The sequence below is a fragment of the Microbacterium sp. ZW3a genome (genome assembly GCF_057167165.1).
On record NZ_CM169903.1, the window covers coordinates 2,013,779 to 2,040,387 of the forward strand.

At 70.2% G+C, this 26,609-nt stretch carries 28 protein-coding genes and 1 tRNA gene; 10 read left to right on the forward strand and 19 right to left on the reverse strand.

Annotated elements, in window-relative coordinates; all coding sequences use genetic code 11:
• The first annotated feature begins 190 nt into the window (after positions 1-190).
• Positions 191-631: a GNAT family N-acetyltransferase gene (locus tag ACU6WY_RS09505; protein WP_483819420.1), complete on the forward strand. Its 441-nt coding sequence runs from the start codon at positions 191-193 to the stop codon at positions 629-631.
• Positions 632-640: 9 nt separating this feature from the next.
• Here the strand turns inward: ACU6WY_RS09505 and pth are convergent, their stop codons facing one another.
• The gene (pth, locus tag ACU6WY_RS09510; RefSeq protein WP_483819421.1) at positions 641-1,222 is read right to left on the reverse strand and encodes an aminoacyl-tRNA hydrolase; all 582 of its coding nucleotides are present in this window, start codon (positions 1,220-1,222) and stop codon (positions 641-643) included.
• Positions 1,223-1,339: 117 nt separating this feature from the next.
• The gene (locus ACU6WY_RS09515) at positions 1,340-1,957 is read right to left on the reverse strand and encodes a 50S ribosomal protein L25/general stress protein Ctc (protein WP_483819422.1); all 618 of its coding nucleotides are present in this window, start codon (positions 1,955-1,957) and stop codon (positions 1,340-1,342) included.
• Positions 1,958-2,268: 311 nt separating this feature from the next.
• On the opposite strand from ACU6WY_RS09515, the gene ACU6WY_RS09520 reads away from it, so the two are divergent.
• The gene (locus ACU6WY_RS09520; RefSeq protein ID WP_483819423.1) at positions 2,269-2,394 is read left to right on the forward strand and encodes a hypothetical protein; all 126 of its coding nucleotides are present in this window, start codon (positions 2,269-2,271) and stop codon (positions 2,392-2,394) included.
• A gap of 34 nt (positions 2,395-2,428) precedes the next feature.
• Here the strand turns inward: ACU6WY_RS09520 and ACU6WY_RS09525 are convergent, their stop codons facing one another.
• From ACU6WY_RS09525 to ACU6WY_RS09535, 3 genes are read right to left on the reverse strand one after another with little or no spacing between them, the layout of a single operon-like run.
• Entirely contained in the window at positions 2,429-3,430 is a 1,002-nt protein-coding gene (locus ACU6WY_RS09525; RefSeq protein WP_483819424.1) for a zinc-binding dehydrogenase, read from the reverse strand.
• A gap of 13 nt (positions 3,431-3,443) precedes the next feature.
• Positions 3,444-4,214, reverse strand: coding sequence for an SDR family oxidoreductase (locus ACU6WY_RS09530; protein ID WP_483819425.1), 771 nt, complete (start codon positions 4,212-4,214; stop codon positions 3,444-3,446).
• Positions 4,215-4,231: 17 nt separating this feature from the next.
• Positions 4,232-5,620 (reverse strand): GntP family permease, encoded by a 1,389-nt coding sequence (locus ACU6WY_RS09535; RefSeq protein ID WP_483821894.1) that lies wholly within the window; start codon positions 5,618-5,620, stop codon positions 4,232-4,234.
• Between the two features lie 164 nt (positions 5,621-5,784).
• Here ACU6WY_RS09535 and ACU6WY_RS09540 point away from each other — a divergent pair, with 164 nt between their 5' ends.
• Positions 5,785-6,480, forward strand: a complete 696-nt coding sequence (locus ACU6WY_RS09540) for a FadR/GntR family transcriptional regulator (protein WP_483819426.1) — start codon at positions 5,785-5,787, stop codon at positions 6,478-6,480.
• 10 nt (positions 6,481-6,490) lie between these two features.
• On the opposite strand, the gene ACU6WY_RS09545 is transcribed toward ACU6WY_RS09540, so the two are convergent.
• Both ACU6WY_RS09545 and ACU6WY_RS09550 read right to left on the reverse strand, forming a co-directional pair.
• Complete coding sequence (locus ACU6WY_RS09545) at positions 6,491-7,417, reverse strand: phosphoglycerate dehydrogenase (RefSeq protein ID WP_483819427.1); 927 nt, start codon at positions 7,415-7,417, stop codon at positions 6,491-6,493.
• Entirely contained in the window at positions 7,414-8,850 is a 1,437-nt protein-coding gene (locus ACU6WY_RS09550; RefSeq protein ID WP_483819428.1) for a gluconokinase, read from the reverse strand. The genes ACU6WY_RS09545 and ACU6WY_RS09550 overlap by 4 nt, the downstream gene beginning before the upstream one ends.
• A 123-nt stretch (positions 8,851-8,973) precedes the next feature.
• Here ACU6WY_RS09550 and eda point away from each other — a divergent pair, with 123 nt between their 5' ends.
• The 5 genes from eda (at position 8,974) to ACU6WY_RS09575 (ending at position 13,979) form a co-directional block, all read left to right on the forward strand.
• A complete protein-coding gene (gene eda, locus ACU6WY_RS09555) occupies positions 8,974-9,615 on the forward strand; it encodes a bifunctional 4-hydroxy-2-oxoglutarate aldolase/2-dehydro-3-deoxy-phosphogluconate aldolase (RefSeq protein WP_483819429.1) in 642 nt (213 codons plus the stop codon).
• Positions 9,616-9,684: 69 nt separating this feature from the next.
• On the forward strand, positions 9,685-11,280 hold the full coding sequence (gene gndA / locus ACU6WY_RS09560) for an NADP-dependent phosphogluconate dehydrogenase (RefSeq protein WP_483819430.1): 1,596 nt from the start codon (positions 9,685-9,687) through the stop codon (positions 11,278-11,280).
• A 74-nt stretch (positions 11,281-11,354) separates the two neighbouring features.
• Positions 11,355-11,738: a VanZ family protein gene (locus ACU6WY_RS09565; RefSeq protein ID WP_483819431.1), complete on the forward strand. Its 384-nt coding sequence runs from the start codon at positions 11,355-11,357 to the stop codon at positions 11,736-11,738.
• Positions 11,739-11,760: 22 nt separating this feature from the next.
• Positions 11,761-12,495 carry a response regulator transcription factor gene (locus tag ACU6WY_RS09570; protein WP_483819432.1) on the forward strand — a complete coding sequence of 245 codons (735 nt, stop codon included), beginning with the start codon at positions 11,761-11,763 and terminating at the stop codon, positions 12,493-12,495.
• Between the two features lie 62 nt (positions 12,496-12,557).
• The gene (locus tag ACU6WY_RS09575; protein ID WP_483821895.1) at positions 12,558-13,979 is read left to right on the forward strand and encodes a sensor histidine kinase; all 1,422 of its coding nucleotides are present in this window, start codon (positions 12,558-12,560) and stop codon (positions 13,977-13,979) included.
• Positions 13,980-14,016: 37 nt separating this feature from the next.
• Here ACU6WY_RS09575 and ACU6WY_RS09580 read toward each other — a convergent pair whose 3' ends face one another.
• The 7 genes from ACU6WY_RS09580 to ACU6WY_RS09610 form a co-directional block, all read right to left on the reverse strand.
• On the reverse strand, positions 14,017-14,616 hold the full coding sequence (locus tag ACU6WY_RS09580) for a hypothetical protein (RefSeq protein WP_483819433.1): 600 nt from the start codon (positions 14,614-14,616) through the stop codon (positions 14,017-14,019).
• 61 nt (positions 14,617-14,677) lie between these two features.
• On the reverse strand, positions 14,678-16,237 hold the full coding sequence (locus ACU6WY_RS09585; RefSeq protein WP_483819434.1) for an FAD-dependent oxidoreductase: 1,560 nt from the start codon (positions 16,235-16,237) through the stop codon (positions 14,678-14,680).
• Positions 16,238-16,393: 156 nt separating this feature from the next.
• Entirely contained in the window at positions 16,394-17,272 is an 879-nt protein-coding gene (locus ACU6WY_RS09590) for an FAD:protein FMN transferase (RefSeq protein ID WP_483819435.1), read from the reverse strand.
• Between the two features lie 4 nt (positions 17,273-17,276).
• Positions 17,277-17,768, reverse strand: coding sequence for an FMN-binding protein (locus ACU6WY_RS09595; protein ID WP_483819436.1), 492 nt, complete (start codon positions 17,766-17,768; stop codon positions 17,277-17,279).
• A gap of 107 nt (positions 17,769-17,875) precedes the next feature.
• Positions 17,876-18,910 (reverse strand): ribose-phosphate diphosphokinase, encoded by a 1,035-nt coding sequence (locus ACU6WY_RS09600; RefSeq protein WP_483819437.1) that lies wholly within the window; start codon positions 18,908-18,910, stop codon positions 17,876-17,878.
• Positions 18,900-20,348: a bifunctional UDP-N-acetylglucosamine diphosphorylase/glucosamine-1-phosphate N-acetyltransferase GlmU gene (gene glmU / locus ACU6WY_RS09605; RefSeq protein ID WP_483819438.1), complete on the reverse strand. Its 1,449-nt coding sequence runs from the start codon at positions 20,346-20,348 to the stop codon at positions 18,900-18,902. The genes ACU6WY_RS09600 and glmU overlap by 11 nt, the downstream gene beginning before the upstream one ends.
• Before the next feature lies 1 nt (position 20,349).
• A tRNA-Gln gene (locus ACU6WY_RS09610) sits at positions 20,350-20,421 on the reverse strand.
• Positions 20,422-20,488: 67 nt separating this feature from the next.
• Between ACU6WY_RS09610 and ACU6WY_RS09615 the strand changes: the two genes are divergently transcribed.
• Both ACU6WY_RS09615 and ACU6WY_RS09620 read left to right on the forward strand, forming a co-directional pair.
• Positions 20,489-20,986, forward strand: coding sequence for a MarR family winged helix-turn-helix transcriptional regulator (locus ACU6WY_RS09615; protein ID WP_483819439.1), 498 nt, complete (start codon positions 20,489-20,491; stop codon positions 20,984-20,986).
• Positions 20,983-21,495, forward strand: coding sequence for a hypothetical protein (locus ACU6WY_RS09620; protein WP_483819440.1), 513 nt, complete (start codon positions 20,983-20,985; stop codon positions 21,493-21,495). The genes ACU6WY_RS09615 and ACU6WY_RS09620 overlap by 4 nt, the downstream gene beginning before the upstream one ends.
• Before the next feature lie 16 nt (positions 21,496-21,511).
• On the opposite strand, the gene ACU6WY_RS09625 is transcribed toward ACU6WY_RS09620, so the two are convergent.
• The 5 genes from ACU6WY_RS09625 to ACU6WY_RS09645 all read right to left on the reverse strand — a co-directional run bounded on the left by ACU6WY_RS09625 (position 21,512) and on the right by ACU6WY_RS09645 (position 26,603).
• Positions 21,512-23,302, reverse strand: coding sequence for an ABC-F family ATP-binding cassette domain-containing protein (locus ACU6WY_RS09625; RefSeq protein ID WP_483819441.1), 1,791 nt, complete (start codon positions 23,300-23,302; stop codon positions 21,512-21,514).
• A 91-nt stretch (positions 23,303-23,393) separates the two neighbouring features.
• Positions 23,394-24,302: an ABC transporter substrate-binding protein gene (locus ACU6WY_RS09630; protein WP_483819442.1), complete on the reverse strand. Its 909-nt coding sequence runs from the start codon at positions 24,300-24,302 to the stop codon at positions 23,394-23,396.
• Positions 24,303-24,337: 35 nt separating this feature from the next.
• A complete protein-coding gene (locus tag ACU6WY_RS09635) occupies positions 24,338-25,105 on the reverse strand; it encodes an ABC transporter permease (protein ID WP_483819443.1) in 768 nt (255 codons plus the stop codon).
• A complete protein-coding gene (locus ACU6WY_RS09640) occupies positions 25,102-25,782 on the reverse strand; it encodes an ABC transporter permease (protein WP_483819444.1) in 681 nt (226 codons plus the stop codon). The genes ACU6WY_RS09635 and ACU6WY_RS09640 overlap by 4 nt, the downstream gene beginning before the upstream one ends.
• A complete protein-coding gene (locus tag ACU6WY_RS09645) occupies positions 25,779-26,603 on the reverse strand; it encodes an ABC transporter ATP-binding protein (RefSeq protein ID WP_483819445.1) in 825 nt (274 codons plus the stop codon). Before ACU6WY_RS09645 ends, ACU6WY_RS09640 begins: the two co-directional genes overlap by 4 nt.
• Positions 26,604-26,609 lie beyond the last annotated feature (6 nt).

Sequence of the window (26,609 nt, forward strand, 5' to 3'; positions counted from 1 at the left end):
ACGCGGAACGTGGAGCGGGAGCGTCGAGCCACGAAGCGCGGAGCGGAAGCGCCGAGCCACGAAGCGCGGAACGGGAGCGCCGAGCCACGAAGCGCGGAGCGGGAGCGCGGAGCCACGACGCGCGGAGCCACGACACCGCGTGCGGAGCACGAATACGGCCCCTTCTCTCCGGGCTCGCTACGATGACGCGATGAGCGACAGCTTCGTGATCGAGACCGACCTCGCGCGCATCGACCTCGACCTCGTGCACCGCTGGCTCTCCACGGATGCCTTCTGGGCGATCGGTCGTCCTCGCGAGACCGTCCAGCTCGCGGCGGAAGGGTCATTGAACTTCGCCGCGTTCGCGGCCGATGGCGAGATGAAGGGATACGCCCGCGTCGTCACCGATCGAGCGACGTTCGCCTGGGTGTGCGACGTCTACGTTGTCCCCGAGGCCCGAGGTCGCGGAGTAGGCCTCCTGCTGTCGCGGACGATCGTCGAGACGCTCGCGCCCTGGGGGCTCAAACGGACGATGCTGTCGACCCTCGACGCGCACGAGCTCTACGCTCGCGTGGGCTTCGTGCCCTTCCCCGATCCCGAGAAACTCTTGATCCACGCGCCGACACAGGACTCTGCCGCCGCCCGAGCCTGACGGTTCCGCTCAGCGCGGCGCGTGGAACCGCTGCTGAGCCGCGACGAGGCCCTCGTCGATGAGCATCTCCACCGCGTCGGCACCGTCCGACACGAGGATGGGGAGCGTCTGCCGCTCCGTCGCGCTGAAGGGGTCGAGCACCCAGTCGGCGGGGTCCTGGCGGCCCACAGGACGACCAATGCCCACGCGCACGCGCGGGAAGTCGGCCGTGCCGAGCGCCTTGGCGACATCGCGCACGCCGTTGTGGCCGCCGTGGCCGCCACCGACCTTGAGCTTGACCGTGTCGAAGGGGATGTCGAGCTCGTCATGCACGACGACGACGCGCTCAGGGTCGACCGCGAAGAACCGGGCGAGCCCCGCCGCGGGGCCGCCAGACACATTCATGAAGCTGTTGGGCTTGGCCAGCACGATCTTCGGGCCCCCGGGTCGCAGCCACGTCTCGACGACGCGGGCGTTCGCCTTGTGCGCCCGGAACGCCTCCCGGCGCCGCGCCGCGAGCTCGTCGACGACCATCTGCCCGACGTTGTGCCGCGTTGCCTCGTATCGCGGTCCCGGGTTGCCGAGTCCGACGATGAGCCACGTCTGCGCCATGGCATCCATCCTTCCGGATCCGCGCACGGACCCTGACCTCACGAGCACATACAGAACGAGGGGGCGTGGTTGCACGCCCCCTCGTCGACCGCGGGCCGCTCGCGCGACCCACCGGGATCAGTTGTTGTCGCCCTCGGACTGCTCCTCGGCCACCTCGGCGTCGGCCTCGGCGATCTCTTCCTCGGCGGCGAGCGTGTCGACGGGCACCGAGACGGCGATGATCAGCTGGTCGGCGTCGCCGGTGAGAACAGCGCCCTTCGGGAGCTCGAGGTCTCCCGCGGTGATCTGCGTGCCGTCCTCGAGGCCCTCGACCGAGACCTCGATGTGCTGGGGGATGTGGGTGGCTTCGACCTCGAGGGCGATCGACGTGGTGTCGAGCGAGGCCATCGTGCCGGGGAAGGGGTCACCGGTGACGATGATCGGCACGTCGACGGCGACCTTCTCGCCCTTCGTGATCACGATCAGGTCGATGTGCTCGATGATCTGGCGCACCGGGTCCTTCTGCACGTCCTTGACGAGCGTGAGCTGGCTCTTGCCCGCGATGTCGAGGTCGAGCAGCGCGTTCGCGCGGCGGATGAGCAGCGACACCTGGTGGCCGGGCAGCGCGACGTGCTGCGGCTCGGTACCGTGACCGTAGATGACCGCGGGGATCTTGCCCTCGGCACGCAGACGGCGGGCGAAGCCCTTACCGAAGTTCTCGCGCACCTCGGCGACGACCTTGTTGTCTTCCGACATGTTCTTCTCCTCGCGGGCACGGGTCCCGCAGCTTGTGAGCGGACGGTGTCCGCGCATGTGTGGTCTGGATTCGACTCGAACGCGAGCGCGTGAGGAAAGCCGGGAGCCTGCATCACCGCGTCGATCACGGATGCCGCGCGCACCCACGGGGCGCACGACGACGCATCCCTCGCCGAAGTTCCCGGAGAGTCTATCAGCGACGCGCCGCGCGTTCGACCCGACCGCTCAGCCCGCCCGGACGCCCCGCCCGGGGAGGGGGTGGCATCACGGCGACGATAGGATCGGAGAGCCATACCGACCGGAGGATCTTCATGGACAGCGACTTCTTCTCTCACGTCGTGCTCTGGACGATCGGTGCGATCTCCGCGATCGGCGCCGTCGCCGCGGTCGGCGCGCTGTTCTCGCTCGGACGCAACGCCGGCTACAAGAAGCACTGACCCCCGCGCGGCAGCTGCTCACGCCACCGCGCCCTCACAGCGCGAAGAGCACCTTCCCCGACCCGTCGGAGTCTCGTGCTGTCGCGAAAGCCTCCGCAGCCGCGCCGAGCGCGAACTCGTGGGTGATGGCCGACTCGATCTCGGGCCGCTCCGCCAGCAGGGCGATCGCGGCGTCGATCTCGTCCGAGAACCGGAAGGTCCCCAGATAGCGCACCTCCTTCGCGATGAAGGGAGCGAGATTCACCGAGCGGTCCTCGTTGGGCAACATGCCCACCTGCACCACCGTGCCGGCGGCGCGGACCGCGCGCAGAGCCGCGGAGATGGACCGCGGCACTCCCGAGCACTCCAGCACCACGTCGAAGGTGTCGTCGGGCAGGGCTTCCGCGCTGACATCCACGGTCGCTGCGGCACCGAGATCGCGCGCGCGGGCCAGCGGGCCGGGCAAGACGTCGGTGGCGGTGACGTGCGCCCCCGCCGCGAAGGCCGCAGCCACCGCGAGGAGGCCGATCGGCCCCGACCCGGTCACGAGCACGCGCTGGCCTTCGACCGACCCGGCCTTGCCCAGCGCGTGTAGGGCGACGGCGAGCGGTTCGGCCAAAGCGGCGCGACGAATCGGCAGCCCCTCGGGCAGGACCCGGATCATGCGGCGTTCGACCACGAGATACTCGGCGGCCGCCCCCTGCGTGTGCGGCCAGGTCGACGCGCTGCCCAGGTAGGAACCGCCGGGCCACAGGTGCGGGTCGTCCTCGATGCCCGGGCGAGGCTGCCCGAACCGCGCGGGATGCACGGTGACCGGCGTTCCGGCGGCCCACTCCCCCGCGGGGTCGTGGTCGATACGCCCCGAGACCTCATGGCCCGGGATCAGCGGCTCCCGCACCACGAACGCGCCGTTGGCGCCGTCGAAGTAGTAGTGCAGGTCCGAGCCGCAGATCCCGACGTAGTCGACGCGGATCCGCACCTGATCGGCACCGGGGTCGGGCAGGGGTACATCGCGGACGGCAGCCTCGCGGGCCGCATCGATGAAGAGTGCGTGCATGGTGTCGTCCTCCTCAGACCACCGCGGTCATTCCGCCGTCGACGAAAATGTTCTGCCCGGAGACGAAGCTCGAGGCGTCGGAGGCCAGGAACAGCAACGCTCCGTCGAGCTCGCGGAACTCGCCCCACCGCTGCGCCGGCGTGCGCTGGGTCAGCCAGGCCGTGAACTCCACATCGTCGACGAGGGCGCGGTTCATCTCCGTCGCGAAGTAGCCGGGAGAGAGCGCGTTGACCTGGATGCCATGACGTGCCAGGTCCGCCGCCATCCCCGCGGTCAGCTGGGCGACGCCCCCCTTGGCGGCCGAGTACGGCGCGATGGTCTGACGCGCGAGCCGCGACTGGACCGAGGCGATGTTCACGATCTTGCCCGAGCCACGGGCGACCATCGCGGGAGCCACGAAGCGCGTCACGTAGAACACGCCCGACAGGTTCGCCGCGATCAGGTCATCCCAGTCCGCAACGGCGAAGTCCTGGATCGGAGCGCGGCGCTGCACACCGGCGTTGTTGACCAGGATGTCGGGAACCCCGACCTCGTCGATCATCCGGCCGATCTGCGCCTCCACCTGCGTGGCATCCGTCACGTCGAAGACGACCGAGGCGGCCGGGCGGCCGGAGATCTCCTCCAGCTCGCGGCGCGTGGCCTCGACGGCCTCGAGATCACGGCCGTGCACGATCACGCGTGCGCCGCCGCGAGCGAGCGCGGTCGCGAGAGAGCGTCCGAGGCCGCGGGACGATCCGGTGACCAGGGCCAACCGGTCGGATACGTCGAAGAGTGCAGTGTTCATCGTTCTGTCTTCCGGGATCAAATGAGCGCGCCGACGCCGAAGACCAGCAGGGCGGCGAGGAAGCCGAGCACCGACTCGATGGCCTGCTGCACGGTCCACGTCTTCAGGGTGGTCTTGACGTCCATCCCCATGAGGCGGCCGACCAGCCAGAACCCGGAGTCGTTGACGTGACCGGCGAACACGGATCCGGCCGCCGTGGCGAGGGTGATGGCGGCGACCTGCACCGGCGAGAAGTCGCCGGCCATGACCGCCGGGGCCGCGAGCCCGGCGGCGGTCACCAGGGCGACGGTGGCCGAGCCCTGGGCGAGGCGGAGCACCACGGCGATGATGTACGCCGCGAGGATGACGGGAAGGCCGAGGTCGCTGAGGCTGTCGGCGAGCGCGTCACCGATGCCCGAGGCCCGCAGGACCGCACCGAACATGCCACCGGCGCCGGTGATGAGGATGACCGAGGCCACCGGCCCGAGCGCGGAGTCGACGATCTTCTCGATGGCCGTTCCGTTCTCGCCGCGACGGAAGCCGAAGACGATCGTGGCGACGATGACCGTGATAAGCAGCGCGATGGCCGAGTTGCCGAGCAGGGTGAGCACCTGCACCCAGGCGTCGTCCGACGAGACGACCCCGGCGCTGGCGAGCGTGGTGAGCCCGGTGTTGAGGAAGATCAGGAACATCGGCAGCAGCAGGACCGCGATCACGGTGCCGGGCTTCGGGGCGTTGACGGGCTGGTCATCGTCGATCTCACCGAACAGGGTGGGCACGGGGAGCTGGATGCGCTTCGCGACGAAGACGCCCCACAGGTAGCCCGAGACGTACCAGACCGGGAACGCGATGATGAGACCGACCAGCAGCACGATGCCGAGGTTGGCGCCGTACAGCTCGCTCGCGCTCACGGGGCCGGGGTGCGGGGGCAGGAAGACGTGCATCACCGAGAAAGCGGCGGCAGCCGGCAGGCCGAACAGCAGTACGTTGCTGCGCGAGACCCGACGGGCGATCGCGAAGATGATCGGCAGCATCATGACGAGGCCGGCGTCGAAGAACATCGGGAAGCCGAGAACCAGCGAGGTAATGCCGAGCGCGAAGGGAGCCCGCTTCTCTCCGAACACGCGGACGAACATCTCCGCCAGCGCCCGGGCACCGCCCGAGTGTTCGATCAGCCTGCCGAGCATCGCTCCCAGCGCCACGAGCAGGGCGACCGTTCCGAGGGTTCCGCCGAATCCGCCGGTGAGGGTGCTGACGATCGCCGAGATCGGGACGCCCGCGGCGAAGGCCGTCACGAGCGACACGATGATGAGCGCCAGGAAGGCGTGCATCTTCAGCCAGATGATGAGGACGAGAATGAGCGCGATCGCGCCCGCGGCGATGGCCAGCAGCGGGGCCGTGCCGAGTGTTTGGGTCCAGTCGTCCAAGGAGATCTCCATCGATTCAGGTTGGGCGCGCCGTCGGTCAGCGACGGCGTGTCAAGAGTTCCGAGCCTCGTGCTCGGGACGCCCACGGTGAGCGGCGTCGAGGAATCATCACACAATGATCATATTTTTCGCAAGATATGGTCGTACATAACAAAGGAGTACGCATGGCACGGGCATCACACCGATCCGTTCTGGACGATCTCGGGACGCGCATCGTGGAGGGGCATCTCGCCCCCCGCACCGTGCTCACCCTGGGCTCTCTCGAGGCCGAGTACGACGTCTCCCGCACGGTCATCCGCGAAGCAGTCCGGGTGCTCGAAGCCATGAACATGCTCGAGCAGCGACGTCGCGTGGGAGTGACGGTCCGCCCGTCCGACCAGTGGAGCGCGCTCGACACCCGGCTCATCGCCTGGCAGTTGGCCGGCCGCGGCCGCGCGCAGCAGATCGCCGTCGTCACGGAGCTCCGCGCAGCGATCGAACCCGTCGCCGCCCGCCTGAGCGCTCAGCGCGCGAGCGACGTGCAGCGACGGGAGATCCTCCGCCTCGCGGATCGCCTCGAACGCCTCGGAACGGAGGGACTCGGCGACTCCGAGGAGTACCTCGCGGCCGACATCGCCTTCCACGACCTCATCCTCGTCTCCAGCGGCAACCTCATGCTAGCCGCCACCCGCGCACCGATCGCCGCGGTGATCACGGGGCGCGCGGAGCACGGCCTCACCCCGGGCGTGCCCAACCACGAGGCGCTGCACAACCACGTCCAGACGGCGGCCGCCATCGGTCGCGGTGACGCCGACGCGGCGGAGGAGCACACCCGGCGCTACGTCGGTGCCGTGCTCTCCGAGGTGCGCCGCCTGGACTGAGGCGCGGGCGTCAGCGACCGAGGGCGGCGAGGAGGTTGTCGACTGCCTGTTGCGAGGTCCGTTCCACCGCCGCATCCGTATGGCCTCCCGCGTGGGGCGTCGCGACGACGCGCGGGTGGCCGACGAGCGGCGACGAGGTCGGCGGCTCGGCCTCGTAGGCGTCCACTCCGACGCCGTACAGCCGCCCGGTGTCCAGCGCCTCCGCGGCGGCCCTCTCGTCGAGCAGACCGCCCCGCGCCGTGTTGATCACGATCGCCCCCGCCGGGAGCATCGCCAGGCGGGTGGCATCCACGAGGTGCCGCGTCTCGGGCAGGAGCGGGACGTGCAGGCTCACCACGTGCGAGCGCCGCACGAGGGTGTCGAGGTCGATGGATTCGACCCCGGCCGCCGAGGCCACCGCCCCGTCGATCTGGGGGTCGTAGGTCACGACCTCCATTCCGAACGCGGCGGCCCGCTCGGCCACGAGCCGGCCGATGGCGCCGAAGCCCACGACACCCAGGGTCCGCCCCGCCAGCTCGATCCCCTCGCCGCGGGTCCACTCCCCCCGCCGCATCGCCGCGTCCAACCGAGGGATGCCACGCGCCACCGCCAGCATCAGCCCGATGGTCAGCTCCGCCACGGCGAGGGCGTTGGCCCCCGGCGTGCGCGTCACGACGATGCCGTGGCGGGCCGCGGCATCCAGGTCGATGTTGCTGATCCCGGTTCCGTACCGCGCGATGGTGCGCAGCCGCCCCGCCGCGGCCAGCACGGGAGCGGTGAAGGGGTCGAGCCCCGCGATGACGCCGTCGAAGCCCGGCACGAGGTCGAGGAGCTCGTCCTCGGTGAGCGGCCGACCCGCCTCCGAGAACACGACGTCGTCGACCCGGTCGCGCAGTCGTCGCAGCGCGGGTGCGTCCTGCCGCCCCGCGAGGGAGGTCGGGGTGACCAGGACCCTCATCGGCGGACCCCGACGGGGCGCGAACGCTCGTAGTGCTCGAGGTAGCGTTCGAATCCCTCGACGTACTGGCTGCGACGCTCCTCCCGGGGCTCGATGACCCGCGAGGTCACCCCGTCGAGCGAGGGATGCCGGGGGTCGTGGCCGTGGGCAAGGAGTCCCATCCGCAGCGCGCCCGTGATCGAGCTGTGCTGCCGCGCCGACACCTCGACGGGCTGCCCGAGGGCGTCCACCGTCATCTGGGTCCAGAACGGCGACGACAGCACTCCCCCCGACAGCACGATGCGGGACGGGTCGCCGTTGACCGCGCGCAGCTCGGCGAAGCAGTGCACCAGCGAGTACACGATTCCCTCGAGCACCGACTGATACAGATCGATGTTGGTGTGGGCGGGGAGCATCTCGGCGAACCCGCCGCGGCGCTGATCCTGCCACCCGGGACTGCGTTCACCGAACAGGAAGGGAAGGAACACCGGCAGGTCGCGACGATCGTCGGAGAGCTGCGGCTCGATCTCGGAGAAGTCGGCGGAGCGGTCGAAGAACCGGTCGCGGGCCCAGTCGACGCAGTTGCCACACCCGGACGTCGCCGCACCGCTGAGCGGCCCGAGCGGCGAGCGATACGACCACGTGCTCATCGACTCCGAGAACGACGGCGTCGGGGTAGAGAAGCGCAGCGCACCGCTCGTGCCCATCGACAGCGTCATCTCCCCCGGCTCGATCGCCAGGTCACCGATCTGGTTCAGCCCGCCGTCCGGTCCCGGAACGAGCACCGGGATGCCGGACGGGATGCCGAGAAGACCCGCCGCCTCGGCGAGCAGGGGCGCGGTGTCGGTGCTCTCGGACAGTTCGGGCAGGACGACGCCGGTGAGCCCCAGGCGCTCGAGCACCTCCGAGTCCCACGAGACCGCCTCGGCGTTGAGCAGCCCGGAACCCGAGGCCAGGGAGGGGTTGCTCCAGACCCGGCCCGTCATCCGGGCGAAGATGAGCGACGCCTGATCGAGAACCGTGCGCCCCTCGATCTGCGCGCCGGACTCGAGGAGGTGACGCAGCTTGAACGCGGGGTAGGCGGCGTTCACCATGCATCCCGTCCGCCGGTAGAACCACCGCGTGAACTCCTCGTCGGCGCGCAGGCGTGCCCCCACCGTCCGCGCCCCCGTGTACGGCCACTCCATCACCGGCGTCACCGTGCGCAAGTCGTCGTCGGTGAGGACGAGACCGTGCCACGTGCCGATGAGCACGACGAGGTCGGGCGAGGATCCCGCCGCGACCTCGCGGCCGAGCGCCATGAGCTGGATGTAGATCGAGTCACCGTCGCGCACCGCCGCGTCGGCGACGGACACCTCGAATCGGCGCGAGCGCACGCGCATGCTGCCCGTGTCGGCGTCGAAGAGCAGAGCCTTCGCCGAGGTCGTGCTGGCTTCCAGCGCCAGGATCCTCACGATCGCACCGCCCCGCGGCGGGCGGTGCAGGAGCGGGAGAGGGATGCGGGTACGTGCGTCGTCGTCACAGCCTAATGATATGATCATTTCGCCTGACCTGACCACTACGTCGTGGGGAGTCCCGTGTCCGAAACCCTGGATCGTCTTCGAGAGTTCCGCGTGATTCCCGTGGTCACGGTCGATTCCGCCCCCGACGGCGAACTGGTCGGCGCGGCTCTGGTCGCCGGCGGTCTTCCCGTCGCCGAGTTCACGCTCCGCACCCCGGCCGCCCTGACCGCGATCGCCGCGGCCGCCCGCCGAGGCGATCTCCTCGTGGGAGCCGGCACCGTCGTGGATCCCGACCAAGTGGATGCCGCCGTGGCTGCCGGTGCGCGCTTCATCGTGAGCCCCGGCACCAGCACGCGTGTCCTCGAGCGCTGCCGCGCGCACGGCATCACCGTCATCCCGGGGGCGAGCACGGCCAGCGAGGTACAGGCCGCGCGGGAGCACGGCATCCGCACCGTGAAGTTCTTCCCCGCCGAGACGTCCGGGGGCGTCGCCGCCGTCCGCGCGCTGGCGGCCCCCTTCGGCGACGTCTCGTTCGTTCCCACCGGAGGGATCGACGCCGACTCGGCGCGCGCCTACCTCGATCTTCCCGCCGTGGCGGCCGTCGGCGGATCGTGGATGCTGCCCTCCGCGGCGATCCGCCGCGGAGACGTCGACACGGTCGTCGCCGCCGTCCGCGAGACCGTCACGCTCTCTCGCCCCGTCCTGACCGCCCAGTAGGCTGAAACCGTCCGGCCGCGTCCCCACGGCGCGACGTCTCACCCCGCACACACTCTGCAGGAGTCACGCATGTCCTCGACCCCCTCCCCGACCGGAACCTCGACCGACCAGGACCAGGCGCCGCACGAGGCCGCTTCGCACCACGAGGGCGCCCCCGCCCCCGAAGAGGTCGAGCGCCCCACCGCCGACGCCGACTCCCGCCCCGAGGGCTCGGGCGACGCGAGCGCGAACATCGGTGTGGTGGGACTCGCCGTCATGGGTTCGAACCTCGCGCGCAACCTCGCCAGTCGCGAGGGCAACACCGTCGCAGTGTTCAACCGCAGCGCCGACAAGACCGAGCACCTGGTCAGCGCCCACCCCGAGGCCGGCTTCGTCCCCTCGTACTCCTACGCCGACTTCGCCGCGTCGCTGTCGAAGCCGCGCACCGCGATCATCATGGTTAAGGCCGGGCGGGCGACCGACTTCGTCATCGACGAGCTCGTGAAGGTGTTCGAGCCCGGCGACATCATCGTCGACGGCGGCAACGCGCTGTTCAGCGACACGATCCGCCGCGAGAAGGCCGTGCGCGAGACCGGCATCAACTACGTCGGCATGGGTGTCTCGGGCGGCGAAGAGGGCGCGCTCCTCGGCCCCTCCCTCATGCCCGGCGGCTCCGACGAGTCGTGGCAGACGCTCGGCCCGATCCTGCGCTCGATCGCCGCGGTCGCCGAGGGCGAGCCGTGCGTCACCCACGTCGGGCACGACGGCGCCGGCCACTTCGTGAAGATGGTGCACAACGGCATCGAGTACGCCGACATGCAGCTCATCGCTGAGGCCTACGACCTCATCCGCCGCGCCACGGGCAAGACCCCCGCCGAGATCGCCGACGTCTTCGCCGAGTGGAACCGCGGCGAGCTGGAGTCGTACCTCATCGAGATCACCGCCGAGGTGCTGCGCCAGACGGATGCCGAGACCGGCACCCCCCTCGTCGACGTCATCCTCGACCAGGCGGGCGCCAAGGGCACGGGTGCCTGGACCGTGCAGACCGCGCTCGACCTGGGCGTGCCCGTGTCGGGCATTGCCGAGGCCACGTTCGCCCGGTCGCTGTCGAGCCACCCCGAGCAGCGCTCGGTGTCGCGCGAACTCCCCGGCCCGTCCGGCACCGACGTGCTCGCGGGCGAGGACGCCGACGCGTTCATCGAGCAGGTGCGTCTGGCTCTGTACGCCTCGAAAATCGTCGCGTACTCGCAGGGCTTCGACGAGATCCGTGCCGGCGCCGCCCAGTACGGCTGGGAGATCGACCTCGGCGCCGTGTCGAAGATCTGGCGCGGCGGGTGCATCATCCGCGCCCAGTTCCTCAACCGCATCGCCGAGGCCTACGACGCCGAGGCCGAACTGCCCGTGCTTCTGACCGCGCCGTACTTCGTCGAGGCCCTCGGCCGCGCGCAGGACGCGTGGCGCCACATCGTCTCGCTGTCGGCGGCCAGTGGCATCCCCGCCCCCGCCTTCAGCTCGTCGCTGGCGTACTACGACGGCCTGCGCGCCGAGCGCCTGCCCGCCGCCCTCATCCAGGGGCAGCGCGACTTCTTCGGTGCGCACACCTACCGTCGCATCGACAAGGAGGGGACGTTCCACACCCTCTGGTCGGGCGACCGCACCGAGATCGAGGCCGAGGACACGCACTGAGCCCAACCCAGACGAAGCGGCGACGGGCACTGCTCGTCGCCGCTTCGGCGTCGTATGCCGCGGGCCTGTGGTGGATGACGCTGCGGCCCGAGCCGTACAGCCCGGAAGCGGGAGGCCTCCTGGAGTGGCTTCTCGGGGTGCTCTCGTCGTCTCCCCTCACCGCGTGGATCACCTTCGATCTGGTGGAGTTCTCGGCCAACGTCGTTCTGTTCGTCCCCCTCGGAGTGCTCGCGATGGCCTGGGGCGCGCGCGGGTGGCACGGCATCCTGGGCGGGGCGCTCGTCAGTGTGGCGATCGAACTCACGCAACTGCTGCTCCTGCCCACCCGTGTGTCCGACGCGCGCGACATCGTCGCGAATACCGCCGGTGCGGCGCTCGGCGTCGCCATCGTCGTGGTCGCCCGACGTCACCGTCGGCTTCACAGCGAGCGCATAGCACCTGCCATAGAAAGCTCATAGATTCCCGCGCACAATGGGAGCTATGACCACGACCGACCCCTCCCCCGCCTTCACGCGCCCCGACGGCAGCGCCCTGCGCATCCTCGTGGTCGACGATGAGCAGATGCTCACCGACCTGCTGTCGATGGCGCTGCGCATGGAGGGGTGGGAGGTGCGCGCCGCCGGGTCGGGGTTCGAAGCCCTCCAGGCCGCACGGGAGTTCGAACCGGATGCCATGGTGCTCGACATCATGATGCCCGACCTCGACGGCATGGCGGTGCTGCAGCGGCTGCGCCACTCGGGCAACGACGTGCCCGTCCTCTTCCTCACGGCGAAAGACGCCGTCGCCGACCGCGTGGCGGGACTCACCGCCGGCGGCGACGACTACGTCACGAAGCCCTTCAGCCTCGAAGAAGTCGTCGCTCGGCTACGCGGTCTCCTGCGCCGTTCGGGAACGGCACTCACGCGCGACTCCGAGCCCATCCTGCGGGTGGGTGACCTCTCGCTCAACGAAGACAGCCACGAGGTCGTGCGCGCCGGAACCGAGATCGAGCTCACCGCGACCGAGTTCGAGCTCCTTCGCTTCCTCATGCGCAACCAGCGTCGCGTGGTCTCGAAGGCACAGATCCTCGACCGCGTGTGGAACTACGACTTCGGCGGCCGTTCCAGCGTCGTGGAGCTGTACATCTCGTACCTGCGCAAGAAGATCGACGTCGGGCACGAGCCGCTCATCCACACCGTCCGCGGCGTGGGTTACATGATCAAAGCCCCGCAGTGACGACCCGCCGGGCACCGCACCGCTGGTCGCTGCAATCGCGGCTGATGGCCGCGGTCATCGGGATGGTGGCCTTCATCCTCGTGATGATCGCCGTCTCCACCGGGGCGATCATCGCGAGCGTCCTGCAGACCAATCTCAACGCGCAGGTCTCCCAGGCCATGGCCAACGTGGCGGTCGGACCGTCGAGCACGGCGAGCGATGTGCTGACCGGCGGGCCCTTCCCCGACGGGACCGTGCTGGTCCTGCGCACCCCGCTGACGGGAGACACCGGTGCGTACGTCGACGGACGGTCGGTGCGTTCCCTCGACGAAGCACAGGTCAACGAGATCCGGGACGCGATCGCGACCGGGCTCTCCGAGGCCACGTCCGACACGATCGACCTTCCCGGGCTCGGCGACTACCGCGTCGGCGTGTCGGGGAACCAGGCCGGCACGGTGGCGGTGCTCGGTCTGCCGTTGAGCCAGGTCACCGCGACGATCGGCGCGATCCTCACCACGGTCGGGCTCGTGACCGCCGGCGGCCTGTTCCTCCTCGCCGTCATCATCGCGATCGTCATCCGCGTCGGTCTCCGCCCGCTGCGCGCCGTCGCCGAGACCGCCACCCGGGTGGCATCCATCCGTATGGACCAGGGCGATGTCTCCATCGACGAACGTGTTCCGTCCGAGCAGGTCGACGAGCACACCGAGATCGGTCAGGTCGGCGCGGCGCTGAATACGCTCCTCGACAAGGTCGACGCCTCGCTCGCAGCCCGCCAACGCAATGAAGAGCTCATGCGGAGGTTCGTGGCGGATGCCAGTCATGAACTGCGCACGCCGTTGGCCTCCATCCGGGGGTTCTCCGAGCTGTCGCTCCGCGCGATGCGGCAGGCGCAGGACGACGAAAGCCGCCAGCGCACCGCGATGGCCGTCGAGACCACGGAGCAATCCCTCGAGCGGATCCAGGCGCAATCGCTCCGCATGACCACGCTGGTCGAAGACCTGCTTCTGCTGGCCCGTCTCGACGAGGGGCAAGAACTCGTCTACGGCACGGTCGACCTGACGCGGCTGGCCGTGGAGGCCGTCGGCGACGCCCGTCCCGCCGGACCCGACCACGCGTGGTCGATCGACGTCGACGACGAGCCGGTGGAACTCGCCGGCGATGCCGCGCGGCTGAACCAGGTCGTCGCGAACCTGCTCGCCAACGCCCGCACGCACACCCCGGCGGGGAGCGAAGTCACGGTGTCGGTGACCCGCGAGGGCGACGACGCCGTGCTGCGCGTACACGACGACGGACCGGGCATCGACCCGTCCGTGGCGCCGCAGCTGTTCGAACGATTCGCGCGCGCGGATCGCTCCCGCGACCGCAAGACCGGCGGCACGGGCCTGGGCCTGTCGATCGCCCGAGCGATCGTCGAGGCGCACCACGGCACGATCTCGGTGCGCAGCGTTCCCGGCGACACGACGTTCGAGGTGCGGCTACCGGCGAAGCCGCGCGATCCCGCCTGAGCCGGCGGCCACGACACCGCTCCCCTCGTTCGCGGCCTCACTCCCACAGCGGACGGACGGAGGCCGCGAGAGAAGCGATCTGTCCGCCGTCGAGGATCACCCGCGATTCCGCCACGCCGAACGCGGGCCACTGCAGGACGAGCTCGAGCGGCCCCTCGGGCGGGAGGGGCCAGAGCCACAGACCGTCGCGCATGGTGAAGGAGTCACCGCCGCCCCCACCGCCGCTTCCGCTCATCCGAACGGTGTGTCCGTCGCCCTCCCCCGGGCCGCCGAAGCCCTCCTCGAGGAGAAGGCGTTCACCGTTGCCCAGGACGAGCCCCCACCGCAGGCGATCGGGCTCGCGCAGAAGCGGGCCCCCGTGTCCCGAGAAGTCCATCTGCGCCCGCTGCCACTGCCGCGCATCCTTCGCCCCGCGCCGAAGCGAGCGGTCGACGAGGAGCTCGACCCCGTCGGAGAACACGCGCGCGCCCACCAGGGCGATGACCACATCGTCTCCGCGACCGATGACCTCCGATATCGCCAGCAGGGTGGGCAGTTCGTCGCGGGGCGGTTCGAACGAGGGCGTGCGCTCTGTGCGCTGGTCGAAGGGGTTCTCGCCGTTGTCCGGAGGATCGGCGGGGAAGAATCCGGCGCTCATGCCCCCACTCTTGCGGGGTTGCCGCCGAGCCGCCACCCGCGTTCGACAGCACGCCCGGGGCTCAGTACCCCGCGAACGCGTCCGTCGTGAGCGATCTCGCCGTGGCGAGGGCGGGCGCGAGCGCCGAGATCAGTCGGGGCGGCCCCGACACGTACGCCGCCCGCTGGGCGATGTCGGGCACTGCCCGCAGGAGACGCTCGGCATCCACCCGGTCAGGACCTGCCCACACCCACCCCGCGGGGAGATCCCGCGGTTCGTCGCGCGAGAAGACCACCACGGGGATGCCGCTGGCGACGATGTCGTCGCGGAAAGCCAGCTCACTCGCCTCCGAGACGACGTAGACCAGCACGACGTCGCGGGCCTGGCCGGTGGCCGCGAGATGCCGCAGCTGCGAGACGAACGGCGTCACGCCGATCCCCGCCGCCACCAGCAGCACCGGCGCGGTCGGACGCGGAGGGAGCACGAAATCGCCCCACACGCCGGTGACCGCGAGCGTCGCTCCCGGCTCCACCGCGGCCAGTGCCCGCTTGTACGAGGACTGCGAGCCGTCCTTGAACGCGATGCGCACGAGCGGGAGGTCCTCCGGCGCCGACGCGATCGAGAACTCGCGGCGCGTGCCGCGGGAATCGGGGCGTCGGTGCGGGACGTCGAGCTCGAGGTACTGCCCCGGCGAGAAGGCGAACGGCCGGGCGGCACGGAAGGTCAGTTCGCGCACCGTGGGGGTGAGGTCGCGGCGCCCCTCGAGGCGCAGGCGCACCGCGGCGCGGAGGCAGAACAGGAACGCCAGCAGGTTGCCGATCAGCAGCGCCCGCTCCTGGCCGAGCGTGATGCCGCCGAGCGCGATGGGCCAGCCCGCGAGCACGCCGACCAGCACCGCGACCGCGAACTGCTGGCGACGCCGGGGCGGAAGCGTCAAGGGTTCCGACAGCAGGAAGGCGCCGAGGAACAGGAAAGGCGACGAGAACGCCACCTGCAGCAGCACCGCCGGCACATCCACCGGGAAGCCGACGGCCTGGAACTGCACCGTCGTGCGGACGAACGCCACCGTCATGGCCACGACCCAGAAGACCGCGACGATCGGGAGCTTGTCGGTACGCAGCAGCAGAAGCACCCCGAGAACGAGCACCGGGGCGGCCAGCAGGGGCGTTCCCACCCACCACGCGGAGGATCCGAGGTCGGGCGCCCAGATGCTCACGATCGTCAGCACGCTCGCCCCCGTGGCGGCGGGGTTGAAGATGTGGCGCCCGCGCCAGGCCAGCAGGTATTTCGACAGGGATGCCACGACCCCCGCCAGCACGAGGCCCGCGAGGCCCAGCGGCTCCAGCGTCGGGCGCAGCACGAACAGCAGGATCGCGGCGGTGATGAGCGAGGACTCGAGGCGGCGTGGCATCCGGAGCACGCTCTGCGCGAGGAGGTCGGTGAGGGCGCACGCGGCCGCGAGCACCACCGCGCTCACGGCGATCTCGAGCGGGTCGGGGCCCACGAGACCCGCGAACGACAGCGCGAGGGCGATCACCGTCAGCAGCCCCAGCGACGCCAAGACGAGGCGGTACATCGAGACCCGGCCGAGCAGGGCGAGCACGCGGGCCGAGCCCGCGGTGAGCATTGCGCTCACACTCATGAGAACACCTCTCCGCCCGTCGAAACGCCAGCCCGCAGGGCGAGCACGCGGGTCGAACCCGCCGTGAGCATCGCGGTCATGAGAACACCTCTCCGCCCATCGAAACGCCAGCCCGCAGGGCGAGCACGCGGGTCGAACCCGCCGTGAGCATCGCGGTCATGAGAACACCTCTCCGTCGAATCCGGGCGACCACTCCACGCGGCCGTCGGTGCGCATGCGCACCCAGTGCGCGTGCCAGGAGGCGGCGAGCTCGGGCCCGCCGTCGAAGAACAGGGCCGTGGCGAGCGCATCGGCCCGCATGGCGGTGTCGCTGATCGCCCACGTCGCCGCGTACGCGCGCACGGGCGCGCCGGTGCGCGCATCGAGCACGTGATGCAGCCCCTCGCCCCACGCGCGGCGGGTGATCGCCGAGGCGCACAGCGCTTGGTCACGCACGGTCACGACGCCGATCGCGCGGGTCGGGTCGTACGGATGCTCCAGCCCGACGCGCACGGGCGCGCCGCGCACGGCGAGGTCGCCCGACCCGTCGACGACGACATCGCCGACCCCGTGCGCGCCGAGGGCGTCCAGCACGAGGTCGACCAGACGCCCCTTGCCGAGCGCGCCGACGTCGATCATCGCGGGCGTCGCCACCGACAGGGTGCCGCTCCCCCAGGTCACGGTGTCGCGCCACGACGGCGCCGGGGTTGCCGCTCCCCGCGGCGTGAGCGACAGGCGGGCGTCGTACCCCAGCCGGGCGAGGCCGTCACCGACGAGCGGATTCACGGCTCCCGCGGTCGCCGCGTCGAGCTCGTCGTAGAGCGAGAGCATGGCATCCGTGTCGGCGGGGGCGTCGATGGATGCCACGGTCCCCGCGGCAAGCATCGACACCGGGGAGTCGTCGCGGAACCGCGACCACTCACGGTCGAAGTCCGCGATGACCGCCGTCACGGCTTCGCGGGCGATCGGGGACAGCGGATGCGCCGTCTCGATCGCCCACGACGTGCCGATCGCCTCGAAGGTCCACGCGGAACCCGTCGCGGCCGGAGCGCTCATCGGCTCAGGCCTGCGCCTCAGCCTTGATCGCGTCGACGGCCTTCATGAAGCCACCGCTGGTCAGCGACGAACCCGCCACCTTGCTGACCGAGATCTCGTCGAGCTTCTTGCCCACGACCTCGTCGGAGATTCCCCCGATGAACTCGCCCTGGTACCGCCGCGACTCGGCGGCCTGCGGATCTCCGGTGACGGTGACATCGGTGACGGTGTCACCGGCGATCGTCAGGGTGACGTCGACGGTCTCGACGCTCTCGGGCGTCGCGTACTGCCCCGTCGCCTCGTACGTGCCGTCGGCGTAGGCGCCGGCGGTCGTCGAGCCCCCCGCAGCCGCGCTCGCGGCGGGGGCCGACGACGCCGCGGGCGCGGCGGCCGACTCGGCCGGAGCCGCGGCGTCGGTCGCCCCGCCGGCGCAACCGGCGAGGGTGACGATCCCGGCGACGCCCACGAGGGCAGCGCCCAGTCGGGCGGGGCGGGGTACGGCGGTGGTGCGGATCATGAGGGTCCTCCTTCGGTCGTGCCTCGCGGCGCGGTCGTACTCACGGTAGAGACACGGCCTCGGGGAACCGGGGGTTCAGCGGAGATCCTATGAAAACGCCCAGCGCGTCAGGCGTCTCCGCCGAACATGCTCGTGACGGAGCCGTCTTCGAAGACCTCGTGGATCGCGCGCGCGAGGAGCGGGGCGATCGGCAACACCGTCAGCCCCGGGAAGCGGCGCTCCGGGGGCAGCGGAACGGTGTCGGTGACCACGACCTCGTCGATCGCGGCATCCTGCAGACGCTCGCTCGCCGGGTCGCTGAAGATCGCGTGGGTCGCGGCGACGATGACCTTGCGCGCGCCGCTGGCCTTGAGCGCCTGAGCCGCCTTCTGGATCGTGCCGCCGGTGTCGATCATGTCGTCGACGAGCAGACACGTGCGGCCGTGGACGTCACCGACGATCTCGTGCACCGAAACCTGGTTGGCGACCTTCGGGTCGCGACGCTTGTGGATGATCGCCAGCGGAGCACCGAGGCTGTCGGACCACGTGTCGGCCACGCGCACGCGACCCATGTCGGGAGAGACGACCGTGAGCGTCTCGCGGTCCTCGCCGGTGAGACCCTGCTGGAAGTGCTCGAGCAGAACGGGCTTGGCGAACAGGTGGTCGACGGGTCCGTCGAAGAAGCCCTGGATCTGTGCCGCGTGCAGGTCGACGCTCATGATGCGGTCGGCACCCGCCGTTTTGAGGAGATCGGCCACGAGACGCGCGCTGATGGGCTCGCGACCGCGGCCCTTCTTGTCTTGACGCGAGTACGGGTAGTACGGCGCGACGACGGTGATGCGCTTGGCCGAGGCGCGCTTGAGCGCATCGAGCATGATGAGCAGCTCCATGAGCCACTCGTTGACCGGCGGGCCGAACGACTGCACGACGAACACGTCGCAGCCACGGATCGACACCTCGAAGCGCGTGTAGATCTCACCCGAGGCGAACGTGCGGTGCTCGGTGGGAGCGAGCTCGGTGCCCAGGTGATGCGCCACCTCGACAGCCAGCTCGGGGTGCGAGCGCCCGGACGCGACGACCAACCGCTTCTTGGTCTTGGCGACGAGCCCGGGGGCGATGCCGTTGTCGCGGTCGAGATCAACCCTGTTCTTCTTACGAGCCATCGCGCGCTTCCTGTTCAGCCCGGGCCCGCGCGGCGACGTCCGCCGCTCCGGTGCCCGGTCGATTCTTCTCGACCCACCCCTCGATGTTCCGCTGGGGTGCAACGCTGAGTGCCAGAGCCCCGGCCGGGACATCTTTGCGAATGACCGCGCCGGCACCGGTCTTCGCGCCATCCCCAATCGTAACCGGCGCGACGAAGACGTTGTGCGAGCCGCTGTGCACCTCGTCGCCGATGACGGTGCGGTGCTTGGCGAGGTCGTCGTAATTCGCGGTGATCGCGCCAGCCCCGAGGTTCACGTTGCGGCCGATCTCGGTGTCGCCGATGTACGACAGGTGCGGCACCTTGCTGCCCTCGCCGATCGAGGAGTTCTTCACCTCCACGAACGTGCCGACCTTGCCCCTCACCCCGACCCGCGCGTTGGCGCGCAGGTAGGCGAAGGGCCCGACGGTGGCGCCGGCAGCGACGACGGCCAGAGTGGCGTCGGTGCGGGTGATCGTGGAGTCTTCTCCGACCTCGCAGTCGACGAGGCTCGTGTCGGGACCGATCGTGGCGCCCGCGGCGACGACGGTCGCGCCGAGCACGTGCGTGTTGGGCAGGATCGTGACGTCGGGCGCGAGGGTGGCCGTGACGTCGATCCACGTCGTGGCCGGGTCGACCACGGTGACGCCCTCGAGCTGCCACCGGCGGACCGTGCGGGCATTGAGGGTGCGCCCGGCCTCCGACAGCTGCACGCGGTCGTTGACGCCCAGGGCCGCGGCGGCGTCGGACGTGGGGGATGCCGCCACCCCCAGGCGCGCGTCGCGCAAGAGCCCGACCACGTCGGTCAGGTACTTCTCGCCCTGGGCGTTCGCGGTACCCACGCGCGCCAGCTGGTCGCGCAGCGGCGCCGCCTGGAAGACGTAGACGCCGACGTTGATCTCGGTGACGGCGGCCTCGTCGGCCGTGGCATCTTTCTGCTCGACGATGCGCTGCACGCCGTCGATTTCGTCGCGGATGATCCGGCCATACCCCCGGGGGTCGTCCACGTGGGCGCTGAGGAGGGTGACGGCCGTTCCCCCGGTGCGATGGGTCTGCACGAGCTCGACGAGCGTGTGGGACTCCAGAAGCGGAACGTCGGCGCTGAGCACGAGCACATCGCCCTCGAACCCGTCGAGGGCCCCGAGGGCCGCCTCGACCGCGCGGCCCGTGCCGGGGATCTCGTCCTGGTCGACGACGACCACGCCCGGGGCGAGCTCGGCGACCGTCTCGGCCACGCGCTCCCGCTCGTGGCGCACGACCACCACGATGCGGGTCGGGTCGAGGGATGCCGCGGTGTCGAGAACGTGCCCCACGAGGGGGCGCCCGCCCACGCGGTGCAGAACCTTGGGGGTGCGCGAGCGCATCCGCGTTCCCTGACCCGCAGCGAGGACGACGACGGCCAACTCGGTCGGTGATGTCATGCTCCGCCGCCAGGATTCGAACCTAGACCTAACAGCTCCAAAGGCTGTCGTGCTGCCGTTACACCACGGCGGACCGCGCCAGGGGCGCTGGTCAAGTCTGCCAGACGGCGAGCCGGGGGCGTTCTCGACATAATGAATCCGTGAGCCGGGACAGCGACGAAGTGGATCGCATCGTCGAGGCGTGGGTGCGCCAGCGTCCCGACCTCGACTTCTCGCCCCTGGAAGTGCTCTCGCGCGTCGCGCGCCTCTCCCGCCATCTCGATATCGCCCGCAAAGAAGCGTTCCGACGCAGCGATATCGAGTCGTGGGAGTGGGACGTCCTCTCGGCGCTGCGACGCGCCGGTGAGCCGTACCAGCTCAGCCCCAAGCAGCTGCTCCAGCAGACGCTGGTCTCCAGCGGCACGATGACCAATCGCATCGACCGGCTCGTCGCCCGCCGGTTCGTCCGACGCGAATCCGACCCCGGCGACGGACGGAGCATCCTGGTGACCCTGACCGAAGACGGACGCGTCCGCGTGGATGCCGCGATCACCCGCCTCGTCGACGCCGAGGCCCTTCTCCTGGAGGCCATCTCCCGCGGCGACCGCGAGCGCCTGGCGACGCTGCTCCGCAAGCTCAGCCTGGGGTTCGACGCATGAGCGCCCCCGCGGCACCGACGTCGACGTGGCGGCGGATCTTGGCGTGGTTCGACGTGCGCTTCCGCTCGCCCGCGGCGATCTACGGCCTCATCGTGTTCACGGCGTTCGTGACGATCGCCGAAGACCACGCCGAGAGCATGGAGGACATGCTCGCCACCTCGGTGGCGAGCCTCATCGTGTTCTTCATCGCCCACGTCTTCGCGCATACGCTCACCGAGCATTCCGAACACGGCTTGCGCGCGGCCACGCGAAACGCCGTGCGGCACGGCGCCGGAATGCTGTACGCCTCGATCCCGTCGATCCTCGTGCTCGTGATCGCCGACCTCAGCGGCGCGACGATCTCCGACGCGGTCGACTACTGCATGCTCGCCACGTTCATCGTGCTCGCGATCCTCGGGTACCACGCGTTCCAGAGCCGCCGAGCGCGGTTGCTGACGCGGATCATCGGCGCCGTCGCCACGGCGATGCTGGGCCTGTTCATCGTGATCCTCGAGTACGGCTTCCACTGACGCCGCACCCCGGGCGTCAGCCGATGGACTCCGTCAGCTCGAACCACCGCATCTCGAGTTCGTCACGCTCGGCCTCCCACTCGGTGATGCGCTGCATCTTCTCACCGAGACCGACGTAGTCCGACTGGTCGTGGTCGGCCAGCGCTGCCCGGGCGGCGTCGATCTGTCCCTGCAGCTTCTCGATCTTGCGCTCGGCCGCCGACGCCTCTTTCTGCGCGGCACGGAGATCGGCGCCCTGCAAGCCCGGGGTCGCCGCAGCCGGGGCGTCGGCGGAGCGGGAGGGCTCGGCATCCTGAAGCGCCCGGAGGCGCAGGTACTCGTCGACACCGCCGGGGAGGTGACGGAGCTTGGCGTCGAGGATCGCGAACTGCTGGTCGGTGACGCGCTCGAGAAAGTACCGGTCGTGCGAGACGACGATGAGCGTGCCCGACCAGGAGTCGAGCAGGTCTTCCATCGCCGCGAGCATGTCGGTGTCGAGGTCGTTCGTCGGCTCGTCGAGGATCAGGACGTTCGGCTGGTCCAGCAGGATCAGCAGCAGCTGGAGGCGACGCTTCTGCCCGCCCGAGAGGTCCTTCACCGGGGTCGACAGCTGTGCGCTCGAGAATCCGAGACGCTCCAGGAGCTGCCCGGGAGTGAGTTCCTGTGACTTCGACCCCGCCCCGAACGTGTAGGTGGTGCGCAGCCCGGCGATCACCACCCGGACCGGGTCGTTCATGTGCTGCTCGAGCTCGTCGAGACGCTGCGTGAGGGTCGCGACCTTGACGGTCTTCCCTCGCTTGACGCGACCGGTCGTCGGCTCGACGGTGCCCGAGATGAGGCCGAGGAGAGTCGACTTTCCGGCGCCGTTCACGCCCAGGATGCCGGTGCGCTCCCCCGGTGCGATCCGCCACTCGACGTCGCGCAGCACGGTGTGGTCGCCGTAGACGACGCCGGTGTCGAGGAGGTCGACGACGTCTTTGCCGAGGCGCGAGACGGCGAGGGACTGCAGGGCCACGCGGTCGCGGATCTCGGGCACGTCGGCGATCAGCTCGTTCGCCGCGTCGATACGGAACTTCGGCTTCGAGGTGCGGGCCGGCGCGCCGCGGCGCAACCACGCGAGTTCTTTGCGCGCGAGGTTCTGCCGGCGCTGTTCGATCGTCGCGGCCTGACGGTCCCGCTCGACGCGCTGGAGGATGTACGCGGCGTACCCGCCCTCGAAGGGCTCGACGAGGCGGTCGTGCACCTCCCACGTGACGGTGCAGATCTCGTCGAGGAACCACCGGTCGTGCGTCACGACCAGGAGTCCCCCGGCCGACGGCGACCAGCGACGCTTCAGGTGCCCGGCGAGCCAGGTGATCGCCTCGACGTCGAGGTGGTTGGTGGGCTCGTCGAGGAACAGCACGTCCCAGTCGCCGGAGAGCAGCCGCGCGAGGGCGACGCGGCGGCGCTGTCCGCCGGAGAGGTCGCCCAGCCGGGCATCCCACGGCAGGTCGCCCAGGAGCCCCGCGATGACGTCGCGCGTGCGCGCGTCGCCGGCCCACTCGTGCTCGGCGCGATCACCGACGACCGCGTGCCCGATCGTGTCGTCATCGTCGAGGGTGTCCTGCTGATCGAGGACGCCGACCGTCACTCCCCCGCGCACCGTGACGCGCCCGCCATCGGGCTCGCGACGCCCCGCGAGCATGCCGAGCAGGCTCGACTTGCCATCGCCGTTGCGACCGACGATGCCGATCCGATCGCCCTCGTTCACGCCCAGCGAGACGGAATCGAAAACGACCTTGGTCGGGTATTCCAGGTGGAGGGCTTCGCCCCCGAGCAGATGTGCCATATCCGTCCCAGGCTACGCGGCGTGAGCGTGCTCCCGCGCGTACAGCGGGGCCGCCCGGTCTCCCGGACGGCCCCGCTGGGGTGACGTGTGCTCAGAGGCCGTTGGCCGCGAGCCACTCCTTCGCGATGTCGGGGGTCGACTCCTGGTCGACGGTGGACTTCACGTTGAGCTCGACCAGACCCTCGGGGGTGAGGGCGGCGCTGACCTTGTTGAGGATGTCGGAGACCTGCGACGCGACGCTCGAGTTCACGACCGGGACGACGTTCGAGGCGAGGAAGAGGCCCTCGGGGTCGTCCAGCGTCACGAGGTCGTCGGTCTGGATGCGCGGGTCGGCGGTGTAGACGTTCGCGATGTTGATCGTGCCCGCGATGAGGTCGTCGACGGTGGTCTCACCGGTGGGCGTGAACTGGACGTTCACGCCGTACGTCTCCTGCAGACCCGTGGGGCCGTAGGGACGCTCGGCGAGCTCGGCGTTGCCGCCCAGCGTCAGCGGCGTGGCGACGTTCGCCAGGTCGGCGATGCTCGTCAGACCGTTGGCCTCGGCGAACGCGGCGGTCACGGTGTACGAGTCCTGGTCGGTCGCCGACGACTGGTCGAGCACCTCGAGGCCCTCGGGGAGGGCGTCGGGGAGCGCGGCGTAGACCTCGTCGGACGTGCGCGCGGTGGTCTCCTCGTCGAAGAACTGCAGCAGGTTGCCGCTGTACTCGGGGAAGACAGTGACGGTGCCGTCTTCGAGTAACGGGATGTACGCGTCGCGCTGACCGATCTGGAACTGGCGCGTGACCGTGAGCCCGGAGTTCTCGAGGGCCTGGGCGTAGATCTCGGCGATGATCTCGTTCGAGAAGTACGCCTGCGAGCCGACGACGATCTCGTCGGACGAGACCTCTCCGTCGCCGTTGCTCAGGGGATCGCTCGATGCGCCGCAACCGGCGAGGGCGAGCGAGGCGACCGCGAGTCCGGCGAAAACGCCGAGACCCTTGCGAGTTCGTGCTGTGAACATGGGTTCCTCTTTCTGGTGATGGGACGTCGGGTGAGTCAGGTGGCCGAGCCGGATGCGCCCGAGACGGCGGGAGCGCCGACCGCGAGGGCTTCCGCGCGGCGTTCGCGCACCGAGCGGGTGCGGGGCGACGCAGCGCCGGCGGCGCGGATGCCCCGGGGCACGACGAGGTGCTGGAGGAGCGCGAACAGCCCGTCGAGGACGAGCGCGAGCACGGCGACGAGGATGGCGCCACCGATGAGAATGTCGAACCTGCGCAGCGGGATCGCCGCGATGATGTACTGCCCGAGGCCGCCGAGACCGATGTACGCGGCGATGGTGACCGTCGCCAGCACCTGCAGCGTCGCCGCCCGGATTCCGCCGACCAGCAGGGGGAGCCCGAGGGGCACCTCGATGCGCCACAAAATCTGACGCTCGGTCATGCCCATGGAGCGCCCGGCGTCGAGCACGCGACGGTCGATGGCCTCGAACCCGGTGTACGCGCCCGCGAGCAGCGACGGGATCGCGAGCACCACGAACGAGATCACCGCAGCTTCGGGCTTGTGGAGCACGCCGAGGAGCAGCGTCAGCAGAATGAGCAGACCGAACGAGGGGATCGCTCGCGCGGCCCCCGAGATCGCGACGGCCGCTTCGCGGCCCTTGCCGGTGTGCCCGATGTACCAGCCCAGGGGAACGGCGATCGCGCCCGCGATGAGCACCGAGATCGCGGTGTAGAGCAGCTGCACGCCGATCGCGACCGGGATGGAGTCGAACTGACCGGAATCGCCCGAGAAGATCCAGGCGATGGCTTCGCCGAGGAGGTTCATGCGGTCACCTCCTCGCGGGCCGAGCGACGCGACGGGGTCTTCACCCGACGTGTCCACGGCATGAGGAGTCGCCCGGCGATCACCAGCAGCAGGTCGATCACGAGCGCGAGCACGACGACCGCGACCACGCCCGCGAAAACCTCGGGGATGATGCGGCGCTGCAGACCATTGGTGAACAGGTAGCCGATGTTCTGGATGCCGACCAGGATGCCGACCGTGGCCAGGGCGATCGTGCTGGAGGAGGCCACGCGCAGCCCCGCGAGGACCACGGGTCCGGCCAGAGGGAACTCCACGGCCCAGAAACGGCGGAACGACCCGTAGCCCACCGCGGTGGACGCCTGGCGCACGCCGGCATCGACCGAGTCCAGTCCGTCGGCGACGGCCCGCACGAGGATCGCGACGGCGTAGATCGCCAGCGCCACGATGAGGTTCTGCTCGCTGACGATGCTGTACCAGCCCGTGATCACCGGGACGAGGATGAGCAGCGCGAGCGACGGGATCGTGTAGAGCAGACCGGTGATCGTGATCACCCCGCTACGCACCAGTTGGTAGCGCCACGCCACCCACCCGAGCGGAATGCTCAGCAGGAAGCCGACGACCAGCGCGATGAGGCTCTGACGCAGATGCACCAGCGTCAGCTCCCCGATGAGGTCGAGGTTGTTCCACACCCAAGTCACGGGCGGGGCTCCTCCACCAGAGAGCCCTGCGTGCGGCCGTCGGCGTCGACGACGACCGTGCCCCGCGGGGTCTGCTTCAGGTGCAGCGCGCGCTTGCCCTTCACGGCGCCGATGAAGCTCTCGACGAAGTCGTTCGCCGGATTCTCGATGATCTCGCTCGGCGCACCGACCTGGGCGACGCGAGCCCCCTTCTCGAGCAGCACGACCTGATCGCCGAGCAGGAACGCCTCGTCGATGTCGTGGGTGACGAAGACGATGGTCTTGCCGATGTCGCTCTGCAGCCGGATGAGCTCTTGCTGCAGCTCATCGCGCACGATCGGATCGACGGCACCGAACGGCTCGTCCATCAGCAGGATGTTCGGGTCGGCGGCCAAGCCTCGAGCAACGCCGACGCGCTGCTGCTGACCGCCCGAGAGCTGGCTGGGATACCGGTCGGCCATCGCGGTGTCGAGGCCGACCGTCTCCATGAGCTCGAGCGCCCGCGTGCGCGCCTTCTTGCGGTTCTCGCCCTGCAGGACCGGCACCGTGGCGATGTTCTCTGCCACCGTGAAGTGCGGAAGCAGGCCGGAGTTCTGCATGACGTAACCGATGCTGCGCCGCAGCGCGACCGGCGAGCGGGAACCGATGTCGTCGCCGTCGATCGTGATCGAGCCCGACGAGGGCTCCACCATGCGGTTGATCATGCGGAGGAGTGTCGTCTTGCCACACCCGGAGGACCCCACGAAGACCGTCGTCTTCCGGGAGGGGATGACGAGACTGAAATCGTCGACGGCGGTGGTGCCGCCGGGGAAGACCTTGGATACGGCCGAGAACTCGATCATGCGCGT

Bases quoted from the DNA above. Each gene is read 5' to 3' on its own strand.
- ACU6WY_RS09625 (WP_483819441.1), bottom strand. From the start codon at position 23,302: ATGGCACATCTGCTCGGGGGCGAAGCCCTCCACCTGGAATACCCGACC.
- ACU6WY_RS09600 (WP_483819437.1), bottom strand. From the start codon at position 18,910: ATGGCTCGTAAGAAGAACAGGGTTGATCTCGACCGCGACAACGGCATC.
- ACU6WY_RS09525 (WP_483819424.1), bottom strand. From the start codon at position 3,430: ATGCACGCACTCTTCATCGATGCGGCCCGCGAGGCTGCCGTCCGCGAT.
- ACU6WY_RS09545 (WP_483819427.1), bottom strand. From the start codon at position 7,417: ATGAGGGTCCTGGTCACCCCGACCTCCCTCGCGGGGCGGCAGGACGCA.
- ACU6WY_RS09505 (WP_483819420.1), top strand. From the start codon at position 191: ATGAGCGACAGCTTCGTGATCGAGACCGACCTCGCGCGCATCGACCTC.
- ACU6WY_RS09630 (WP_483819442.1), bottom strand. From the start codon at position 24,302: ATGTTCACAGCACGAACTCGCAAGGGTCTCGGCGTTTTCGCCGGACTC.
- ACU6WY_RS09645 (WP_483819445.1), bottom strand. From the start codon at position 26,603: ATGATCGAGTTCTCGGCCGTATCCAAGGTCTTCCCCGGCGGCACCACC.
- ACU6WY_RS09620 (WP_483819440.1), top strand. From the start codon at position 20,983: ATGAGCGCCCCCGCGGCACCGACGTCGACGTGGCGGCGGATCTTGGCG.
- pth (WP_483819421.1), bottom strand. From the start codon at position 1,222: ATGGCGCAGACGTGGCTCATCGTCGGACTCGGCAACCCGGGACCGCGA.
- ACU6WY_RS09530 (WP_483819425.1), bottom strand. From the start codon at position 4,214: ATGAACACTGCACTCTTCGACGTATCCGACCGGTTGGCCCTGGTCACC.
- ACU6WY_RS09575 (WP_483821895.1), top strand. From the start codon at position 12,558: ATGGTGGCCTTCATCCTCGTGATGATCGCCGTCTCCACCGGGGCGATC.
- ACU6WY_RS09580 (WP_483819433.1), bottom strand. From the start codon at position 14,616: ATGAGCGCCGGATTCTTCCCCGCCGATCCTCCGGACAACGGCGAGAAC.
- ACU6WY_RS09540 (WP_483819426.1), top strand. From the start codon at position 5,785: ATGGCACGGGCATCACACCGATCCGTTCTGGACGATCTCGGGACGCGC.
- ACU6WY_RS09590 (WP_483819435.1), bottom strand. From the start codon at position 17,272: ATGAGCGCTCCGGCCGCGACGGGTTCCGCGTGGACCTTCGAGGCGATC.
- ACU6WY_RS09570 (WP_483819432.1), top strand. From the start codon at position 11,761: ATGACCACGACCGACCCCTCCCCCGCCTTCACGCGCCCCGACGGCAGC.
- ACU6WY_RS09585 (WP_483819434.1), bottom strand. From the start codon at position 16,237: ATGAGTGTGAGCGCAATGCTCACCGCGGGCTCGGCCCGCGTGCTCGCC.
- ACU6WY_RS09515 (WP_483819422.1), bottom strand. From the start codon at position 1,957: ATGTCGGAAGACAACAAGGTCGTCGCCGAGGTGCGCGAGAACTTCGGT.
- ACU6WY_RS09565 (WP_483819431.1), top strand. From the start codon at position 11,355: ATGACGCTGCGGCCCGAGCCGTACAGCCCGGAAGCGGGAGGCCTCCTG.
- gndA (WP_483819430.1), top strand. From the start codon at position 9,685: ATGTCCTCGACCCCCTCCCCGACCGGAACCTCGACCGACCAGGACCAG.
- ACU6WY_RS09635 (WP_483819443.1), bottom strand. From the start codon at position 25,105: ATGAACCTCCTCGGCGAAGCCATCGCCTGGATCTTCTCGGGCGATTCC.
- glmU (WP_483819438.1), bottom strand. From the start codon at position 20,348: ATGACATCACCGACCGAGTTGGCCGTCGTCGTCCTCGCTGCGGGTCAG.
- ACU6WY_RS09520 (WP_483819423.1), top strand. From the start codon at position 2,269: ATGGACAGCGACTTCTTCTCTCACGTCGTGCTCTGGACGATCGGTGCG.
- ACU6WY_RS09595 (WP_483819436.1), bottom strand. From the start codon at position 17,768: ATGATCCGCACCACCGCCGTACCCCGCCCCGCCCGACTGGGCGCTGCC.